Source organism: Kribbella sp. NBC_00662, assembly GCF_041430295.1.
GTDB lineage: Bacteria > Actinomycetota > Actinomycetes > Propionibacteriales > Kribbellaceae > Kribbella.
The window spans coordinates 3,469,599-3,488,274 of the sequence record NZ_CP109029.1; the positions used below are offsets into that span (position 1 = coordinate 3,469,599).

19 protein-coding genes are annotated in these 18,676 nt (G+C 68.4%); 12 read left to right on the forward strand and 7 right to left on the reverse strand.

Going from position 1 to position 18,676, the window contains the following annotated elements; all coding sequences use genetic code 11:
* Nucleotides 1-119 precede the first annotated feature (119 nt).
* From OHA10_RS17540 to OHA10_RS17575, 8 genes are all read left to right on the forward strand, one after another.
* The gene (locus OHA10_RS17540) at nucleotides 120-1,472 is read left to right on the forward strand and encodes a glutamine synthetase family protein (RefSeq protein ID WP_371407279.1); all 1,353 of its coding nucleotides are present in this window, start codon (nucleotides 120-122) and stop codon (nucleotides 1,470-1,472) included.
* Nucleotides 1,453-2,157, forward strand: a complete 705-nt coding sequence (locus tag OHA10_RS17545) for a gamma-glutamyl-gamma-aminobutyrate hydrolase family protein (protein ID WP_371407280.1) — start codon at nucleotides 1,453-1,455, stop codon at nucleotides 2,155-2,157. Before OHA10_RS17540 ends, OHA10_RS17545 begins: the two co-directional genes overlap by 20 nt.
* Nucleotides 2,154-3,500, forward strand: a complete 1,347-nt coding sequence (locus OHA10_RS17550; protein WP_371407281.1) for an aldehyde dehydrogenase — start codon at nucleotides 2,154-2,156, stop codon at nucleotides 3,498-3,500. Before OHA10_RS17545 ends, OHA10_RS17550 begins: the two co-directional genes overlap by 4 nt.
* The gene (locus OHA10_RS17555; RefSeq protein WP_371407282.1) at nucleotides 3,501-4,277 is read left to right on the forward strand and encodes a 3-oxoacyl-ACP reductase; all 777 of its coding nucleotides are present in this window, start codon (nucleotides 3,501-3,503) and stop codon (nucleotides 4,275-4,277) included. It abuts the gene before it with no gap.
* 9 nt (nucleotides 4,278-4,286) lie between these two features.
* A complete protein-coding gene (locus OHA10_RS17560; RefSeq protein ID WP_371407283.1) occupies nucleotides 4,287-5,006 on the forward strand; it encodes a FadR/GntR family transcriptional regulator in 720 nt (239 codons plus the stop codon).
* Between the two features lie 93 nt (nucleotides 5,007-5,099).
* The gene (locus OHA10_RS17565; protein ID WP_371407284.1) at nucleotides 5,100-6,602 is read left to right on the forward strand and encodes an amino acid permease; all 1,503 of its coding nucleotides are present in this window, start codon (nucleotides 5,100-5,102) and stop codon (nucleotides 6,600-6,602) included.
* Nucleotides 6,603-6,829: 227 nt separating this feature from the next.
* Nucleotides 6,830-9,592 (forward strand): AAA family ATPase, encoded by a 2,763-nt coding sequence (locus OHA10_RS17570; RefSeq protein WP_371407285.1) that lies wholly within the window; start codon nucleotides 6,830-6,832, stop codon nucleotides 9,590-9,592.
* Complete coding sequence (locus OHA10_RS17575) at nucleotides 9,593-9,823, forward strand: SCO4848 family membrane protein (RefSeq protein WP_363870975.1); 231 nt, start codon at nucleotides 9,593-9,595, stop codon at nucleotides 9,821-9,823.
* On the opposite strand, the gene OHA10_RS17580 is transcribed toward OHA10_RS17575, so the two are convergent.
* Nucleotides 9,795-10,586 carry an AraC family transcriptional regulator gene (locus OHA10_RS17580; protein ID WP_371407286.1) on the reverse strand — a complete coding sequence of 264 codons (792 nt, stop codon included), beginning with the start codon at nucleotides 10,584-10,586 and terminating at the stop codon, nucleotides 9,795-9,797. The genes OHA10_RS17575 and OHA10_RS17580 overlap by 29 nt on opposite strands.
* Nucleotides 10,587-10,609: 23 nt before the next feature.
* Between OHA10_RS17580 and OHA10_RS17585 the strand changes: the two genes are divergently transcribed.
* Entirely contained in the window at nucleotides 10,610-11,437 is an 828-nt protein-coding gene (locus tag OHA10_RS17585; RefSeq protein ID WP_371407287.1) for a M55 family metallopeptidase, read from the forward strand.
* Here OHA10_RS17585 and OHA10_RS17590 read toward each other — a convergent pair.
* Nucleotides 11,412-12,146, reverse strand: coding sequence for an alpha/beta fold hydrolase (locus tag OHA10_RS17590; RefSeq protein WP_371407288.1), 735 nt, complete (start codon nucleotides 12,144-12,146; stop codon nucleotides 11,412-11,414). The two genes, OHA10_RS17585 and OHA10_RS17590, sit on opposite strands and share 26 nt — an antisense overlap.
* A 54-nt stretch (nucleotides 12,147-12,200) precedes the next feature.
* On the opposite strand from OHA10_RS17590, the gene OHA10_RS17595 reads away from it, so the two are divergent.
* Nucleotides 12,201-12,611, forward strand: a complete 411-nt coding sequence (locus OHA10_RS17595; protein ID WP_371407289.1) for a MarR family winged helix-turn-helix transcriptional regulator — start codon at nucleotides 12,201-12,203, stop codon at nucleotides 12,609-12,611.
* A gap of 44 nt (nucleotides 12,612-12,655) precedes the next feature.
* Nucleotides 12,656-13,078 carry a DUF2000 family protein gene (locus OHA10_RS17600; protein WP_371407290.1) on the forward strand — a complete coding sequence of 141 codons (423 nt, stop codon included), beginning with the start codon at nucleotides 12,656-12,658 and terminating at the stop codon, nucleotides 13,076-13,078.
* A 9-nt stretch (nucleotides 13,079-13,087) separates the two neighbouring features.
* Here the strand turns inward: OHA10_RS17600 and OHA10_RS17605 are convergent, their stop codons facing one another.
* From OHA10_RS17605 to sdhC, 5 genes are all read right to left on the reverse strand, one after another.
* Nucleotides 13,088-14,251: a WD40/YVTN/BNR-like repeat-containing protein gene (locus tag OHA10_RS17605; protein ID WP_371407291.1), complete on the reverse strand. Its 1,164-nt coding sequence runs from the start codon at nucleotides 14,249-14,251 to the stop codon at nucleotides 13,088-13,090.
* A 105-nt stretch (nucleotides 14,252-14,356) separates the two neighbouring features.
* Complete coding sequence (locus tag OHA10_RS17610) at nucleotides 14,357-15,061, reverse strand: succinate dehydrogenase iron-sulfur subunit (protein ID WP_371407292.1); 705 nt, start codon at nucleotides 15,059-15,061, stop codon at nucleotides 14,357-14,359.
* A complete protein-coding gene (sdhA, locus tag OHA10_RS17615; protein ID WP_371407293.1) occupies nucleotides 15,061-16,803 on the reverse strand; it encodes a succinate dehydrogenase flavoprotein subunit in 1,743 nt (580 codons plus the stop codon). Before sdhA ends, OHA10_RS17610 begins: the two co-directional genes overlap by 1 nt.
* Before the next feature lie 7 nt (nucleotides 16,804-16,810).
* Nucleotides 16,811-17,266, reverse strand: coding sequence for a succinate dehydrogenase hydrophobic membrane anchor subunit (locus OHA10_RS17620; protein ID WP_371407294.1), 456 nt, complete (start codon nucleotides 17,264-17,266; stop codon nucleotides 16,811-16,813).
* Nucleotide 17,267: 1 nt separating this feature from the next.
* Entirely contained in the window at nucleotides 17,268-17,645 is a 378-nt protein-coding gene (gene sdhC / locus OHA10_RS17625) for a succinate dehydrogenase, cytochrome b556 subunit (RefSeq protein ID WP_134105324.1), read from the reverse strand.
* Nucleotides 17,646-17,828: 183 nt separating this feature from the next.
* On the opposite strand from sdhC, the gene OHA10_RS17630 reads away from it, so the two are divergent.
* Entirely contained in the window at nucleotides 17,829-18,638 is an 810-nt protein-coding gene (locus OHA10_RS17630) for an MBL fold metallo-hydrolase (RefSeq protein WP_371407295.1), read from the forward strand.
* Nucleotides 18,639-18,676: the final 38 nt, after the last annotated feature.

Below are 18,676 nucleotides of genomic sequence, written 5' to 3' on the forward strand. Positions count from 1 at the left end.
TCCCCACGATCCCGGGAAGTGCCAACCCATTCCCTGTCCGCCCAGTGCCACGGCACCGCATTGACAGTTCTGGCTACGCTTGAGTCAATGGACTGGTCGTAGACCAATAGACTCCGGGAGTGGCCGTGTTGGGTGTGGAGGAGTTGCGGGGGCTGGTGGAGGCCGGTCAGGTTGACACGGTGTTGGTGGGGATCACCGATATGCAGGGGCGGTTGCAGGGGAAGCGGTGTGGGGCTCGGTACTTCTTGGAAGAGGTGCTGAAGCACGGGACCGAGGGGTGCAACTACCTGCTGGCTGTCGATGTGGACATGAACACCGTCGACGGTTACGCGATGTCGTCGTGGGAGCGGGGGTACGGCGACATGGTGATGGCGCCTGATCTCGACACTCTCCGGTTGGTCCCGTGGCTCGAAGGCACGGCGATGGTGTTGTGCGACGTGCAGTGGCTGGACGGGCAGCCCGTCGTCGCCTCGCCGCGGCAGGTGTTGCGCAGGCAGCTGGATCGACTCGCGGAGAAGAACCTCACGGCGTACGTCGGGACCGAGCTCGAGTTCATCGTGTTCGACGACACCTACGAGACCGCGTGGGACAAGCACTACCGCGGCCTCATCCCGGCGAACCAGTACAACGTCGACTACTCGCTCGTCGGCACCTCCCGGATCGAGCCGTTGCTGCGCGACATCCGCAACGGCATGACCGGCGCCGGCCTGTACGTCGAGTCCGCGAAGGGTGAGTGCAACCTCGGCCAGCACGAGATCGCGTTCCGGTACGACGAAGCGCTCGTCACGTGCGACAACCACTCGATCTACAAGACCGGTGCGAAGGAGATCGCCGCCAAGCACGGCAAGAGCCTCACGTTCATGGCGAAGTACGACGAACGCGAAGGCAACTCCTGCCACATCCACCTGAGCTTCCGCTCCACCGACGGCGATCCCGTCCTCGCCGGTGACCGGGACTACGGGTTCTCGCAGCTGATGGAGCACTTCATCGCGGGACAGCTCGCCTGCCTGTCCGAGTTCACGTACCTCCTCGCCCCGAACATCAACTCCTACAAGCGATTCGCGAAGGGCAGCTTCGCCCCGACAGCGGTCGCGTGGGGTCTCGACAACCGCACCTGCTCGCTGCGCGTGGTCGGGCACGGCGACTCGCTCCGGGTCGAGAACCGCCTCCCCGGCGGCGACGTGAACCCCTACCTCGCGGTCGCCGCGATCATCGCCTCCGGCCTGCACGGTATCGAGAACGAACTCGAGCTCGAGCCGCTGCTCGAAGGCAACGCCTACGAGTCCGACAAGGACCACGTCCCGTCGACGCTCCGCGAGGCCGCCGCACTCTTCACCGGCTCGAGGCTGGCCCGCGAGGCGTTCGGCGACGAGATGGTCGACCACTACACGAACGCCGCGCGCGTCGAGCTCGACGCGTACGACGCCGCCGTCACCGACTGGGAGCGAGTCCGTGGTTTCGAACGACTCTAAGCCGCGTATCGGCATCACGACCTACCTCGAGCCGGCCACCTGGGGGATCTGGCAGCGGGAGGCTGCCATCCTCCCGCGCGTCTACCTGGACGCCGTCGCGATGGCCGGGGGCACCCCGATCCTGCTTCCGCCAGTAGGAACCGATCCGTCCGTCATCGGCATCCTCGACGGTTTGGTCATCGCCGGCGGCTGCGACGTCGATCCCGGCTCGTACGACGCGGCGCCGCACCCCGAGACCGTCGACACCAGGCCGGGACGCGACGACCATGAAGCGATCCTGATCCGAGCTGCCCTGGAAGCTGATCTCCCGTTGCTCGCCATCTGCCGCGGCCTGCAGATGCTGAACGTCGCTCTGGGTGGCACCCTGCACCAGCACCTGCCCGACGTGACCTCGAACGACGACCACCGTCCGGTGCAGGCCGTGTTCGCGCGCACCGACGTGAAGATCGAGCCCGGCACGCTCACCGCCCAGATCCTCGGCGAGAGCGCGACCGGCAGCTGCTACCACCATCAGGCCCTCGACGTGATCGCGCCGACCTTGAAGGTGACGGCCCGCGCCGGCGACGGAACCGTGGAGGCCGCCGAGGTGGAGGGCAAGGACTTCGCACTGGGTGTGCAGTGGCACCCGGAAGAGACCCCCGAGGACCTGCGGCTGTTCACCGCATTGATCAGGAGCACGCAATGACGTACGACGTACTCAATCCGGCCACCGAGAAGGTGATCCGGACCATCGAGCTCGCAGGCGAAGCCGAGGCCGACGCCGCGATCGCCCGCGCGGCCACGGCTTTCGAGACCTGGCGAGAGGTGAATCCGGCCGACCGCGGCAGACTGCTCCGCCGATTCGCGGATGCCGTCGACGCCGACGTGGAGAACCTGGCCGCGCTCGAGGTCGAGAACGCCGGCCACACGATCGGCAACGCCCGCTGGGAAGCAGACAACGTCCGCGACGTCCTGACGTATTACGCGGCCGCACCCGAGCGCCTGTTCGGCAAGCAGATTCCTGTTGCCGGAGGCATCAATATCACCTTCCAGGAGCCGCTCGGCGTCGTCGGCGTGATCGTCCCGTGGAACTTCCCGATGCCCATCGCGGGTTGGGGTTTCGCGCCGGCCCTTGCCGCCGGCAACACCGTCGTGCTCAAGCCCGCCGAGCTCACCCCGCTGACAGCGATCCGCCTCGGCGAGCTCGCCCTCGAGGCCGGCATCCCGCCGGGCGTGTTCGAGGTCATCCCCGGTCCAGGCAAGACGGTCGGCCAGCGTTTCGTCACCCACCCCGACGTCCGCAAGATCGTCTTCACCGGGTCGACCACGGTCGGCAAGCAGATCATGGCCGGCTGCGCGGACCAGGTGAAGCGGGTGACGCTCGAGCTGGGCGGCAAGTCAGCGAACGTCGTCTTCGCCGACGCCGATCTGGAGAAGGCAGCAGCGCAGGCGCCGTACGGCGTGTTCGACAACGCCGGGCAGGACTGCTGCGCGCGGTCGCGGATCCTGGTCGAGCGCACGGCCTACGACCGATTCATGGAGCTGCTCGAGCCCGCGGTGAAGAACTTCAAGGTCGGCGATCCGAGTGACCCGGCGACGGAAATGGGACCGCTGATCTCGAAGGCTCAGCTCGAGCGGGTCGCGTCGTACGCCGAAGAGCCTGCATTCCAGGGGACGGCACCCACCGGGCCGGGGTTCTGGTTCCCGCCGACCGTGCTCGCGCCGCCGAGTGAAAGGGCGGCAAGGGAGGAGATCTTCGGCCCGGTCGTCGCGGTGATCCCGTTCGAGGACGAGGCCGACGCGGTGCGGATCGCGAACGACAGCGAGTACGGGCTGTCCGGCTCGATCTGGACCCGGGACGTCGGCCGCGCGATCCGGGTCGGTCGCGGGGTCGAGGCCGGCAACCTCTCCATCAACTCGAACTCGTCGGTGCGGTACTCGACGCCGTTCGGCGGCTACAAGCAGTCCGGTCTCGGCCGGGAGCTCGGTCCGGACGCGCTGGTCGCGTTCACCGAGACCAAGAACATCTTCATCAGTACGGAGGACTGAATGGACGTCAAGGCGCATCGGCTCGAAGGCCGCGTCGCGGTCGTGACCGGCGGGGCGAGTGGCATCGGCCTGGCCACGGTACGGCGGCTCGCCGCGGAGGGCGCACACGTCGTGATCGGCGACCTCGACCCGGACGCCGGCAAGACCGCGGCGGACGAGGTCGGCGGGCTGTTCATCGCCACCGACGTCACCGACGCCGCCGCGGTGGAGAACCTCTTCAAGCAGGCCTTCGACACCTACGGCAGCGTGGACATCGCGTTCAACAACGCGGGCATCTCGCCGCCCGACGACGCGTCGATCCTGGACACCGGTCTCGAGGCGTGGCGCAAGGTCCAGGAGGTCAACCTGACCTCGGTCTACCTGTGCTGCAAGGCCGCGATTCCCTACATGCAACGGCAGCACAAGGGCTCGATCATCAACACCGCGTCGTTCGTCGCGGTGATGGGCGCGGCCACCTCCCAGATCTCGTACTCCGCCTCGAAGGGTGGCGTACTGGCGATGAGCCGCGAGCTCGGGGTGGAATTCGCCCGGCAGGGGATCCGGGTCAACGCGCTCTGCCCGGGCCCGGTGAACACGCCGTTGCTGACCGAACTGTTCGCCAAGGACCCTGAGCGGGCCCAGCGCCGGCTCGTCCACGTCCCGATGGGCCGGTTCGGCGAACCCGACGAGATCGCCGCCGCGGTCGCCTTCCTGGCCAGCGACGACTCGTCCTTCATCACCGCCAACACCTTCCTCGTCGACGGGGGAATCTCCGGCGCCTATGTGACACCGATCTAGTCTGGGGACATGGTCGTTCAGGCAGACGAAGCGGTGTTCCGGCCGGTACGGGCCGGGAACCCGTTCGAGGAGACGGTCGAGCGGTTGCTGCAGGCAATCAAGCTCGGTGTCGTCGTGCCCGGCGACCGGTTGCCGCCGGAGCGGGAGCTGGCGGCCCGGCTGAACGTCAGCCGGGTTACGCTCCGGGAGGCGATCCACGCCCTGACCGAGGCCGGGTACGTCGAGTCCCGCCGCGGCCGGTACGGCGGCACGTTCGTCAACGAGCAGCTGCCCAAACCCCGCCGTACGACGGCCAAACGGCTCGCGCGTGACCTGGCCGACGGACTGGACGACGCCCTCACGCTGCGGTTCGTACTGGAAACCGGCGCCGCGGAAGCCGCCGCCACCCGCGAACTGAGCGATGCCGAGCGGGACCATCTCGAACGTTGCCTCGCCGACACGTCTGCGGCCCGCCTGGCCGACTACCGCCGTCTCGACTCCCGCCTGCACCTGGCGATCGCCGAGGTCACCGGCTCGCCGTCATTGACGTCTGCGATGGCCGACGTCCGGATGCGCCTGAACGAACTCCTCGACGCGATCCCGTTGCTCGAGCGCAACATCCAGCACTCGAACGAACAGCACCAGGAGATCGTCACCGCGATCCTCGCCGGCCGTCCGGAGGCGGCCCGGCAGGCGATGCAGGAACACCTCTCGGGTACGGCGGTCCTGCTGCACGGCTTTCTCGCCTGACTCCTTGACACTCGCGGGACCGGGTGCCTCAATTGCGTAAAGGTCTGGGGGAAGACCATTGAGGCGCTGTGCTGTCTGGGTCTAGGAGGCTCAATGACTGACGACGAGGATCGCCTGCACCAACTGGGTTACGCACAGGAGCTGAACCGGACGATGTCCGGGTTCTCGAACTTCGCGGTGTCGTTCACGATCATCTCGATCCTGTCCGGCTGCTTGACGTTGTACGGGTTCGGGATGAACACCGGCGGCCCGGTGATGATCGTCTGGGGCTGGCCGATCGTCGGGCTGATGACGCTGTTCGTCGGCCTCGCCATGGCGGAGGTGTGCTCGAGCTACCCGACCGCCGGCGGCCTGTACTACTGGGCCGCGAAACTCGCGCCGTCCAACGGCGCCGCCTGGTCGTGGTTCACCGGGTGGTTCAACTTCCTCGGCCAGGTCGCGGTGACGGCCGGCATCGACTTCGGGGCGGCGTTCTTCCTGAACGCGTTCCTGGACCTGCAGTTCGGGTTCAGCGCCACGCCGGGGCACACGATCCTGCTGTTCGGGATCATCCTGCTGGTGCACGCGTTGCTGAACTCGTTCGGCGTGAAGCTGGTCGCGAGACTCAACGACATCAGCGTCTGGTGGCACATCGTCGGCGTGCTGTTCATCGTCGGTGCGCTGGTGTTCGTGCCGGACAAGCACCAGTCGGCATCGTTCGTGTTCGGTCACTTCGTGAACAACACCGGTTGGGGTTCGACGTTCTACGTCGCACTGCTCGGGCTGCTGCTGGCGCAGTACACCTTCACCGGGTACGACGCTTCGGCGCACATGACCGAGGAGACGCATGACGCGGCGCGCTCCGGTCCGCGGGGAATCGTGATGTCGATCCTGGTGTCGTTGGCAGCTGGATGGGTGCTGCTGATCGGCCTGACGTTCGCGATCCAGAGCTACGACGGCGCGCTGGACAGCTCCACCGGCGTGCCGCCCGCGCAGATCTTCATCGACGCCGTCGGGGTGGTGACCGGGAAGATCCTGTTGCTGGTCGTGATCGGGGCGCAGCTGTTCTGCGGGATGTCGTCGGTGACGGCGAACTCGCGGATGATCTACGCGTTCTCCCGGGACGGCGCGCTGCCGGGCTCGAAGTTCTGGCACAAGATCAACCACCGCACCCGGACACCGACCAACGCGATCTGGCTGGCCGCGGCCGGTGCCTTCGTCCTCGGCCTGCCGTACCTGTGGAACGCGACGGCGTACGCCGCGGTCACGTCGATCGCGGTCATCGGCCTCTACATCGCCTACGTCCTGCCGACCCTGCTCAGACTCCTGCAGGGTGACCGCTTCCAGCCCGGCCCGTGGAACCTGGGTCGCTGGAGTCGCCCGATCGGCATCATCGCGATCGTCTGGGTAGCGTTCATCACGATCCTGTTCATGCTGCCGCAGGTCAGCCCGGTCACCGGCAGCACCTTCAACTACACCCCGGTCGCCGTCCTGGTCGTGCTCGGTTTCGCGGCGGCGTACTGGTTCCTGTCCGCCCGCCACTGGTTCACCGGTCCCAAGGTCCAGGGCAGCGAGGCCGAACTGGCCGCCATCGAACGCGACCTCGAGTCGATCTGATCCAACTCTCAACCGCCTGCCGTGCAAGAGATCGGCAGGCGGTTGAAGTTTGTCTACAACCGCGCAGACCATCCGGTGCCGGGGCACGATCGTGCCGTCGCGACTGCTCGGATCTGGGCAAGAGTCGGTGACAGGATGGTGACCATCAAATTTCCTCATGTGACACTTGCCGTGTCGAACGGTCGTTTCCTGTGATAATCAGCGAAGGTAATCCTTCGGGGAGCTGAATGACTGACGACGAGCTGGTCGGACGTGCCGGACTGGTCGAGCGAGCTACCAAGCAGCTCGAGACCAGCGGCAGCGTGCTGCTGTACGGCCCGACCGGTATCGGCAAATCGGCCCTCGGCCGGGCCCTGGTCGCGGATCGCGGCCGGAAGGGCTGCCGGATCCTCAGCGCGGCGCCGTCCAACTCCGAGGCCGGCCTGCCGTACGTCACGCTCCTGGATCTGCTCTCGAACCAGCTCGAGTTCGCCTGGGGCGTGCTGCCGGACCACCTCCGCCAGCCGCTCGAGGTCGCGCTGCTGAAGGCGAGCGCCCCGGACACGGTGCGGGACGAGCTCGCCGTACGCCTCGCCGTACTGCATGTGCTTCGTCGCCTGGCCGCGACCGGGCCGGTGCTCCTGGTCGTCGACGACATCCAGTGGGTGGATCCGTCGAGCCTGGAAGTACTGACGTTCTGCGCGCGCCGCCTGTCCGAGGGCGTGCATCTGCTCGCGACCGAGCAGGTGGCCGACGGCGATCTGCCGATGATGGTCGACGCGTGCCCGGAGCCCGTGCTGCAGCTCGAGGTCCCGCCGTTGACCGAGCCGGATGTCCTCGCCCTGCTCCGCCAGCGCCTGTCGAACCCGCTCCCGGTCCGCACCGCCCGCCGCATCTTCACCGCGAGCGCCGGCAACCCGTTCATGGCCCTCGAGCTCGGTCGCGCCGTACTGCGGCACCCGAAGAGCGTCTCGCCCAACGACCCGCTCCCGGTGTCGAGCCGGCTCAAGACCCTGCTCGGCGACCGCCTCTCCACGCTCGAGCCGGCCGCGCACGAGCTGCTCCTGCACGCCGCGTCGTCGCCGCGCCCGACCACGACCCAGCTCGCCCGGTCCCTCGACCGCCCGATCGAGGCCGACCTGGCCGAGGCCGAGTCCCTCGGCCTGATCGACATCACCGCCGAGCGCCTCCGCTTCACCCACCCGTTGCTCCGCGAGTTCGTGTACGCCGAGGCGACGTCCGCCGCTCGTCGGCAGGCCCACGCCCAGCTCGCCGCCGTCGTCGACGAACCGGTCGAGAACGCCACCCACCGCGCCCTGGCCACCCAGGAGGCTGACCCGGAGCTGGCCGCCGCGATCGAAGAGGCAGCCACGGTCGCCGCCGGCCGTGGCGCGCCGGGTGCCGCCGCAACCCTGTGGCGGCTGAGCGCGGAGCGTACGCCGATCACGCGGCCGGACGACCGCGCCCGCCGACTGACCCGGGCTTCCGACGACGCCGCGGCTGCCGGTCATCTGGCGGAGTCGGCCGACATGGCGCAGTTCGCCGTACAGGCCGCGACGAAGCCGGAGACCAAGGTGCCTGCGCTGCTGCTGTGTGCGGATGCGGTCTGGCCGGAGCGCGACCGCCGGGTCGAGCTGCTCGCGGAGGCGTTCGCCGCGGCACAGGGCGACAAGCGGCTCGAGGCGCGGGTGCGGATCGAGCGCAGCCACAGCCACTACTTCGATCGCAGCCTGGACGACGCGCAGGAGGATGCCCGCGTCGCCGAGGCGCTGGCACGCGAGGCGGGCGACACCGAGGCGGTCGTCGACGCGCTGAGCGCCGCGAGCTCGGTGCTGATGGCGCGTGACGCCGAGGAGTCCGCCGACGCCGTGCTCGAGCAGGCAGCCGAGCTAGCGAAGGGACTGCCGCTCACCAAGACCGTGGTGAACGCGCGGCAGATGGCCGCGATGCGGGAGCTGTTCCGCGGGCGGACGGACGAGGCGATCGCCCGGATCACGGCGTTGGTCGACGACGTCCGCGACCATGGCGCGATGCGCTGGCTCGCGTCGGCGCTGATCTCGGCGACCGCGATCTACGAGCGCAGCGGGCGTGGCGCCGACGCGCTGGCCGCCGGCCACGAGTGCTACCAGCTGATGCAGGACATCGGTGACGAGGCCGAGGTCGGCATGGTCATCGCCAGCCGGGCCGAGTGGGTCGGCGGTTCGGCGGCCATGGGCCGGCAGCTCGCCGAGGCCGCGCTGGAAGGCGTCCGCCTGGTCGGGAACGACGAATGGACCGGCCCGGCGCTCGCGAGCATCGGGCTGATGGCCGTGCTGACCGGCGACCCGCAGCGGGCGGTCGAGTCGTTCGACGCGATCGCGGAGTCGGGCGAGGCCGCGATGCCGTACGACCCGGCCGTGATCCCGTGGCACGCGGACTACGCCGAGGCGCTGGTCGCGGCCGGCCGGCTGGACGACGCGGCCGCGCTGATCGCCGAGATCCGGACCCGCGCCGAGAACCTGGACCGCGAAGTGATCATGATCGGCCTGGCCCGCTCCGAGGCGCTGCTGATCGCCAAGCAGGGCGACCCGGCCGCGGCCCTCGACCTGCTCGAGAAGACGATCAGCACGGCGGGGGACCGGGTCTACCCGCTCGACCTGGCCCGCTGCGAGCTCACCCGCGGCCGCGTCGCGCGGCAGGCCCGTCGCCGCTCGGTCGCGCGGACCGCGTTCCTGGACGCCATCGAGCAGTTCGAGGCGTACGGCGCTCCCGCCTGGCGCGAGGTGGCCGAGACCGAGCTCGCGCGCCTCGACGTACCGAGCCGGAGCAGGCAGCCGTCGGAGCTGACCGACAACGAGCAGCAGATCGTCTCGATGGTCCGCGACGGCTCCACCAACCGCGAGATCGCCGCGGCGCTGTACCTGTCGGTGAAGGCGGTCGAGTCGCAGCTGACCCGCCTGTACCGGCGCTTCGGCGTCGCCAACCGGACCCAGCTGCTCAGGATGGTGGACCGGCCTGGTCACAATGGCTAGGTGAAGCTCGAACGGAAACACGCCCTCGTCCTGCTCGCCATCGCGGCCTGGAACGTCATCACCTACCTGCGGTTCATCAAGGCGCTGATGGACACCGAGGGCCGCCCGACCGGGTACTACGTGGCCCACACGATCCTGGTGATCGTGAACCTGCTGATCGCAGCCCTGCTCGGCACCTGGGGTGTGCGCGCGTACAAGGCGGCTAAGGCTTCACAAAGCTCGCCGGTGTGACACCGAGCAGTTTCCGGAAGTGCCGGTTCAGGTGTGACTGGTCGTAGAACCCGGCCAGCGTCGCCACCTCGGCAGCCGGGTGCCCGTCGAGCAGGTACCGCCGGGCCAGATCGACCCGCCGACCGGTCAGATACCGGTGCGGCGGCATCCCGTACTCCCGGCTGAACGCCCGCACCAGATGCGCCGGATGAGCGTGCACCACCTTCGCCGCATCCTCCAGCGTGAGCCCGTTCGTGACGTTGGCGTCGAGGAGCTCACGGAGTTCCACAGCTACGCCGGTGTCGCGCCGGTCCGGTGGGTCGACCACCTGGCGGCGGAGATGTTGACCAAGGCGCTCCTCGATCAGCGTCAGGCGGCTCTGGGCCTCCAGATCCTCCTGCCCGTTCTTCAGGACGCCGTGCAACTGATGGATCCGGTGCCTGAGCAGAGGATCGACGTACTCCGGTTGGTCGACCGCCGCACCGATCAACCCGTCGCCCAGCCGATCGGGCGCCAGATACAGCACTCGCTTCCGGAAGCCCTGCGGCAGGACCGACCGCCCGTCATGCGGCACGTGCGGTGGTAGCAGTGAGACCTGTGCCTGGGCGAGGCCGTGCTCGCGGTGATCCAGGTCGTACCGGACCGCGCCCTCGTCGACGATCAGTACCGTCCACGCATCGTGCGTGTGCGTCGGATACGCATGCGACGGGAAATGGGCGTGCAGCACCTCGACGACCCCGGGCAGCCCGGGCCGCCACGCCCGGACCACGGCGCCGCTGCTCATAGTCAGAACATACGCTTCTGGGCGTGAAGGTATACGTGAGCGCGGACATGGAAGGCATCACCGGACTGGTCGATGCGGAGGACGTCCAGCCGCCCGGCCGGGACTACGAGCGCAGCCGGGTGATGATGACCGAGGACGTGAATGCCGCCATCCGCGGTGCGTACGCCGCCGGTGCGACGACCGTCCTGGTCAACGACGCCCACGGCCCGATGCGGAACCTGCTCCCCGACCTGCTCGACCCGCGCGCCCGCCTGATCAAGGGCCGTCCGAAGCCGATGGGCATGATCGAGGGCCTGTCTCCGGAGTACGACGCGGTGCTCTGCATCGGCTTCCACTCGCGCGCCGGTGTCCTCGGCGTACTGAGCCACAGCTTCATGGGGCACGAGATCGAGGACATCTGGCTCGACGACCGCCCGACCGGCGAGATCGGGCTGCTCCACGCGGCGGCTGCGGCGTACGGCGTACCCGTCGCCCTCCTGACCGGTGACGACACCGCCTGCGACGAGACGAAGGCGTGGGATCCCACGGTCGCCACTGTCCCGGTCAAGTTCGCGAAGGACCGCTTCGCCGCTCAGTTGGTCCCGGTCGCCGAGGCCCGCGAGGCCATCGAGACCGCCGCGACCCGAGCCCTCGCCAACCTGACGCCGCCGGCTGCTGACCCCGGCCCCCACCGCCTGACCGTCCGCTGGCAGTCGGCCTCCGTTACCCTGCACCTCGCCGCGATCCCAGGCGTCGAGCGCGTCGATGACCGCACGGTGACGGTCGAGGGCGACATGCTCCAGCTCTACCGCCTCTTCAACCTGTTCCTGCGCGTCTGCACAGCCGTCACCTCGAACCAGCCGTACTGCTGAGAACCTTCAGCAGGAGATCCGGGCTCTCCAGTTGGGGGAGGTGGCCGGTGTTCTCGAGGAGTTCGAAGGCCGCGCCGGGGATGGCATCGGCGTACGCGCGGCCGTAGGTGGGGTCGCCGATGCGGTCGCTGTCGCCCCAGATGACCGTGGTGGGGATGGTGATCCCGGCGAGGCGCGCCTGGAGGGTGGGGTCTTCCATGGTGGCGGCGTAGACGGCCAGGGCGGCGCGGTTGCCGGCCAGTTGAGCTTGGGCGGCCGGTGGGAGCTGGGTCGGGTCGATGCGGAAGGCGTCGGGGTTGTAGTAGCTGAGCTCGGCCAGCTCGGGGAAGGTCAGCGAGAAGAAGTCGGCGACCGGGTGGCCGGGGATCTGCAGGCCGACGCCGTCGACGATCACCAGCTCGGTGACTCTCGGCGAGCCCAGGAGGGCCAGTTCGGTGGCGATCCAGCCGCCGATCGAGTTGCCGATCACCAGGACGTCGTCGAGGTCGAGCTGGTCGAGCAGGTCGGCGTACAGCTCGGCGAGGCCGCCGACGGTGGTGAGGTCGTCGGGTCTCGGGGTTCCGGCGAAGCCGGGGTGAGTGGGGACGATGACCCGGGCGGGCAGCTCGGCGGCCAGCCGTACGCCGAACGGCGCGACGGTCTGCGGACCGCCGCCGCCGTGAAGCAGGAGGACGGGTCGGCCGGTGCCGTGCTCTTCGAAGGTCTGCATATAAGGAACCTTAGATCAGCTTCCTTATATAAACAACCTGCTATTGTGCTCGCCGTGGAGCCTTCCGTGCAGGACATCGGGATCGCGGTCAAGCGGCTGCAGTGGCGTCATCACACCGAGGCGAGCAAACGACTGGCCGAGCTCGGTGTCTCGCTGCCGCAGTGGGACGTGCTCCGCCGGTTGCACGAGGCACCGGATGCCTCGCTGCACGAGCTCGCCCAGCGCACGTTCCAGACCGATCAGTCGATGGGCTCGCTGGCCTCCCGGATGATCGCCCGCGGGCTGATCGAGCGCGTCGAGGGCCGAGGCCGCGCCGTACGACATGCCCTCACCCCGGAGGGCGAGCGGATCCGCAAGGCCGGCGCCAAGATCCTCGAATCCGTCCTCACCGAGTCGCTCAGCCCGTTGACCGCGGCGGAGCGGTCGACGTTGCACCGACTGCTGACCAAGGTCGGAGAGGCTTAAAACGTACAAGACCGCCGCCGGGGCCGAGCGCGACGATCGACGGTGTGGATGAGCCGATCAGATTCGATACGAAGATCGCCGTACTGCTGCGCGACGATCTGGCCGTGTGGCAGCGCTTGAACGTGACCGCGTTCCTGGTCAGCGGGATCGCCGCGACCCACCCGGAGGTGGTGGGCGAGCCGTACGAGGATGCCGACGGGACCGGCTACCTGCCGATGTTCCGGCAGCCGGTGCTGGTGTTCGAGGGCAGCAAGGAGTTCATGGCGACCGCGCACGAGCGCGCGCTCCGCCGCGAGATCGAGCACGCGGTGTTCACCCAGGACTTGTTCGCCACGGGCAACGACCGGGACAACCGGGCGGCGGTGAAGGCGGTCTCGACCGCGGACCTCGACCTGGTGGGCATCGCCCTGTACGGCCCGAAGAACGCGGTCGACAAGACACTCAAGGGCGCCGCCATGCACCACTGAGCGGCTCGGCTAACGAGGAGCGAACTTCGTCCAGGTGGCGCCCTCGTCGGTGCTGAGGACGACCTCCGTCGTACGCCGTTTCGGGACCTCGAAGCCGTACATCAGGTGCTCGTCGCCGGCGAGCTCGGCCAGGTCGCCGGGATAGCCCTTGTCCAGGTCGGCCGCCCCGTCGCGCACCCGGTACAGCCGGGGCCGCTCGTTCAGCCGGCCGCCGAGCATCAGCGCCGTACCGTCGTCGAAGGCCAGCGGCGGCGTGTTCAGACTCTGCGGCGGGTGCTGGACGAGCGTCCAGGTCTCGCCGCGGTCGTTCGAGATGCGCATCTTCGCGACCGCCTGCCCGCTGTCGCCGACGATGACCGAGGTCGTCACCAGCGTCTTGCCGTCCGGGCTGACCGCGAGCTTCCCGAGCTGGTTGTGGTTGTCCAGCGCCTGCGAGTGCCACGTCTTCCCGCCGTCGTCGGTCCACATGATGTCGGTCCGCCCGACCCCGGTCAGCACCCAGCACCGCCCGGTCTCGTCGCAGACGGGCGACCGGGTACCGCGGGTGTCGAGCATCCGGACCGTCGACTCCTTGGGGTTCACCACGACGATCCGACCCGGCACGATCTGGTCGGTGAGGATCTCGCCGGCTCCGAACGTCGAGGTCGACAGCTGGTACCGCAGCCGGGTCAGCACCGGGCCGTCGTATGTCATCCGGAACATCATCGTCGTGTCCCCGGTCAGCGTGCCCTCGCGCGGCGGGGCGACCGCGATCGCCTCGTCGCCCGTGGCCAGCGTCGCGTAGGGGACCGGCCACTCCGGCGAGGTCGCCCGGGCGCCGTCGCGGTCGAGGACTGCGGCGTACCGGCAGTTCGGCCCGCTGGTGCAGTCGGACCAGCCGGCCGCCCAGCGGTTCCGCGTCACCATCGTCATCGACAGCACCTGCGCCCGCTCGGCGTTCACGACCGCGGTCCCGGGCCGCCCGGCGGCCGCGGGCTCGATCGCCACCGGGCCGGAGTCGGCATCGACCCGGTGCGAGATCCACAGCACCGAGGTCACGACGACGGACGTGGTGGCGGCCAGTACGCCGAGCACGAGCAGCGGCGGCTTGCTCCGCGGGATGCCGCAGCGCTCCAACAGCTCCACCAGCCGGGGGTAGTAGCGGTCGACGAACTCACGTACGCGCTGCTGCACAATCACCCCCCGGGCTGACGAGCAGCCCCTGTCCTCGCGAGGGCAGAGGCTGCGTGGCACACGAATTGGCCGGGTCAGAGTTTATGCGACGCCCAGGTCGGCCGATCACACCCGCCGGAAGATCAGCGCTCGCTTCACTTCCTGGATCGCCTTGGTGACCTCGATGCCGCGGGGGCAGGCGTCGGTGCAGTTGAAGGTGGTCCGGCAGCGCCAGACGCCTTCCTTGTCGTTCAGGATCTCCAGCCGCTGCTCGGTGCCCTCGTCGCGGCTGTCGAAGATGAACCGGTGCGCGCCGACGATCGCCTGCGGGCCGAAGTACTGGCCGTCGGACCAGAACACCGGGCAGGACGTCGTACACGCGGCGCACAGGATGCACTTGGTGGTGTCGTCGAAGCGGTCCCGGTCCGCCTGCGACTGGATCCGCTCCCGGGTCGGCTCGTGACCGCTGGTGACCAGGAACGGCATCACCGCGCGGTACGCCTCGAAGAACGGGTCCATGTCGACGACCAGGTCCTTGAGCACCGCGAGCCCCTTGATCGGCTCGACGGTGATCTCCTTGTCCGGGTTCAGGTCCTTGATAAGCGTCTTGCAGGCCAGCCGGTTGCGGCCGTTGATCCGCATCGCGTCCGAGCCGCAGACGCCGTGCGCGCAGGACCGCCGGAAGGTCAGCGTGCCGTCCTGCTCCCACTTGATCTTGTGCAGCGCGTCCAGCACCCGGTCGGTCGGCTGCAGCGTGACGGAGTACGTCTTCCACTCGGCCTCGTCGGCGACCTCGGGGTTGTACCGCAGGATCTTGACCTTGACGTCCATCAGTACTTGCGCTCCATCGGCTTGTAACGGGTCTGGACGACCGGTTTGTAGTCGAGCCGGATCGTCTCGTTGCCGTCAGCATCGACCTCGCGGTACGCCATCGTGTGCCGCATGAAGTTGACGTCGTCGCGGGTGGCGTAGTCCTCGCGGAAATGCCCGCCGCGGGACTCCTTGCGCTCCAGCGCCGAGACCACCAGCACCTCGGCCAGATCGATCAGGAAGCCGAGCTCGACCGCCTCGAGCAGGTCGGTGTTGAACCGTTTGCCCTTGTCCTGGACGGCGACATCCGCGTAGCGGAGCTTGAGCGCTTCGATGTCGACCAGCGCCTGCTTCAGCGAGCCCTCGGTCCGGTACACCTGCGCGTTCAGGTCCATCGTCGCCTGCAGATCCGACCGGATCGCCGCGATCCGCTCCTCACCGGTCGAGTTGCGCAGCCCCTCGACCAGCTCCACGACGTACTTCTCCGGCTCCGCGGGCAGCTCCTCGAACGACGCGGTCTCGGCGTACTCCGCGGCCGCGATCCCCGCGCGCCGGCCGAACACGTTGATGTCGAGCAGCGAGTTCGTGCCCAGGCGGTTCGCGCCGTGCACCGAGACGCACGCGACCTCGCCGGCGGCGTACAGACCCGGGATCACGTCCTCGTTGTTGGCCAGCGCCTCGCCCTTGATGTTGGTCGGGATGCCACCCATCGCGTAGTGCGCGGTCGGGAACACCGGGATCTGCTCGGTGTACGGCTCCACGCCCAGGTAGGTCCGGGCGAACTCGGTGATGTCGGGGAGCTTCGCGTCGATGTGCGCCGGCTCCAGGTGGGTCAGGTCGAGCATCACGTACGCGCCGTCCGGACCGCAGCCACGGCCCTCGCGGACCTCGTTCGCCATCGCGCGGGCGACCATGTCCCGTGGTGCCAGGTCCTTGACGGTCGGTGCGTACCGCTCCATGAAGCGTTCGTTGTCCTTGTTCCGCAGGATGCCGCCCTCACCGCGGGCCGCCTCCGACAGCAGTACGCCGAGACCCGCGAGGCCGGTCGGGTGGAACTGGAAGAACTCCATGTCCTCCAGCGGCAGGCCCTTGCGCCAGACGATGCCCATGCCGTCACCGGTCAGCGTGTGCGCGTTGGACGTCGTACGGAAGACCTTGCCGAAACCGCCGGACGCGAAGATCACCGACTTGGCCGAGAACACGTGCAGCTCGCCGGTGGCCAGCTCGTACGCGACCACGCCGCTGGCCTTGCCGTCGGTCATCAGCAGGTCGAGAACGTAGTACTCGTTGAAGAATTCGACGTTCTGCTTGATGCACTGCTGGTAGAGCGTCTGCAGGATCATGTGACCGGTCCGGTCCGCGGCGAAGCAGGACCGGCGTACGACGGCCTCGCCGTGGTTGCGGGTGTGGCCGCCGAAGAACCGCTGGTCGATCTTGCCCTCGGCCGTCCGGTTGAACGGGAGGCCCATCTTCTCCAGGTCGAGCACCGCGTCGACGGCCTCGCGGCACATCACCTCGGCCGCGTCCTGGTCGACCAGGAAGTCACCGCCCTTGACCGTGTCGAAGGTGTGCCACTCCCAGTTGTCCTCCTCGACGTTCGCCAGCGCGGCACACATACCGCCCTGGGCGGCGCCGGTGTGGGAGCGGGTCGGATAGAGCTTCGTCAGTACTGCGGTGCGGGTCCGCTTGCTCGACTCGAGCGCCGCGCGCATGCCGGCGCCACCGGCTCCGACGATGATGACGTCGTACTGATGCTGCTGCATGACTTCCTTACTTACAGACAGACAATGTGGAGTTGGGGTCCAGGCACGGGTCGAAGGTGAAGATGACCAACGTGCCGAGGACGACGATCACGAGCGCCGCCGTGATCAGCAGGGCCTTGAGCCAGAACCGGGTCTGGTCCTTCTCGGCGTAGTCGTTGATGATCGTGCGCAGCCCGTTGGAGCCGTGCAGCATCGCCAGCCACAGCATCAGCAGGTCCCAGACCTGCCAGAGCGGGTTGGCCCACTTGCCGGCCACGAAGCCGAAGTCGAGCGCGGTGATGCCGCCGCCGAGCATCAGGTTCACGAACAGGTGCCCGAGCACGAGGATGACGAGGGCGAGCCCGGACAGCCGCATGAACAGCCAGCTGTACAGCTCGAAGTTGGTCTGGCCCGAACGGTTCCGGCCGCCGCCCTTGAGGTTGCGGGCCCGGGAACTGCTGCGCGGTGCCGCGATCTCGCTCATCTCAGCCTCCGAACACGTGGGTCAGATGGCGGATGACGAACGGGACGAACAGCACGACCCAGATCACCCCGACGCCGATCATCAGCTGCCGCTGGTAGCGCGGGCCCTTGGCCCAGAAGTCGATCAGGATCAGCCGGATGCCGTTGAACGCGTGGAACAGGATCGCGGCCACCAGCCCGACCTCGAGCAGGCCGACGACCGGGTTCTTGTAGGTGCCGATGACCTCGTTGTACGCGTGCGGCGAGACCCGGACCAGCGCGGTGTCCAGCACATGCACCAGCAGGAAGAAGAAGATGCCGACACCGGTGATACGGTGCGCGACCCACGACCACATGCCCTCCCGGCCGCGGTACAGCGTGCCGGCTGGTTTGCTGGGCACCAGACCCTCCTCGCCCGAGTTTGCGGAATCGTCTTGATGCTAGACCCGCTCACAGCGGTGAAATGTCCTGACAGCTGTGACATCGATCGCGGTGGATGTGATCTCGGTCGCGTCGTAGCTTGACTTCAACCGAGCTTGAACACGTTGGCTGACGGCACATCAGAACCGAAGGGGAGAACTACAGTGAGTTTCTGGATCTGTGCGACCTGTGCGGTCGAACACTCCGAGCAGGTCGAGGTGTGTGCGATCTGCGCCGACGAGCGGCAGTGGGTGCCTGCCGACGGGCAGCACTGGACCACGCTCGAGGAGCTGGCCGGCACCGAGGTCACCATCACCGAGGTGGAGCCCGGCCTGTACGGCATCCGCTCGAAGCCGCCGATCGGGATCGGCCAGCAGTCGATGCTGGTGACAACCGACGCGGGCAACCTGCTCTGGGACCCGATCGGGTACGTCGACGACGACGCCGTACGCCGGGTCCGTGCGCTGGGCGACGTGGTGGGGATCATCGCCAGCCACCCGCACATGTACGGCGTCCAGGTCGAGTGGAGCCACCGCCTGGGCGACGTACCGGTGTACGTCTCCGAGCCGGACAAGGAGTGGGTCGCCCGCCAGGACCCGGTCATCCGGACCTGGTCGGGCAAGCTGACGCCGCTACCCGGAGTGACGGTGATCCAACCAGGCGGTCATTTCCCCGGCAGCGCGGTCGTGCACTGGCAGAACGGTGCCGAGGGCAAGGGTGTGATCCTGTCCGGCGACACGATCTTCGCCAATCCCGACCGAACGTCGGTGAGCTTCATGCGCAGCTACCCGAACCGCATCCCGTTGTCCGGCGCCGTGGTCGACCGGGTCGCCCGCTCCCTCGACCCGTACGAGTACGACCGGTTGTACAACAACTTCGGCGCCTCGATCCCGGTCGACGCGAAGGCCGTCGTACGCCGCTCCGCCGACCGGCACGCCGCCTGGACCCGCGGCGACTACGACCACCTCACCTGATATGTACCGAAGAACGGGTAGTGGTCGGTCCGCCGACC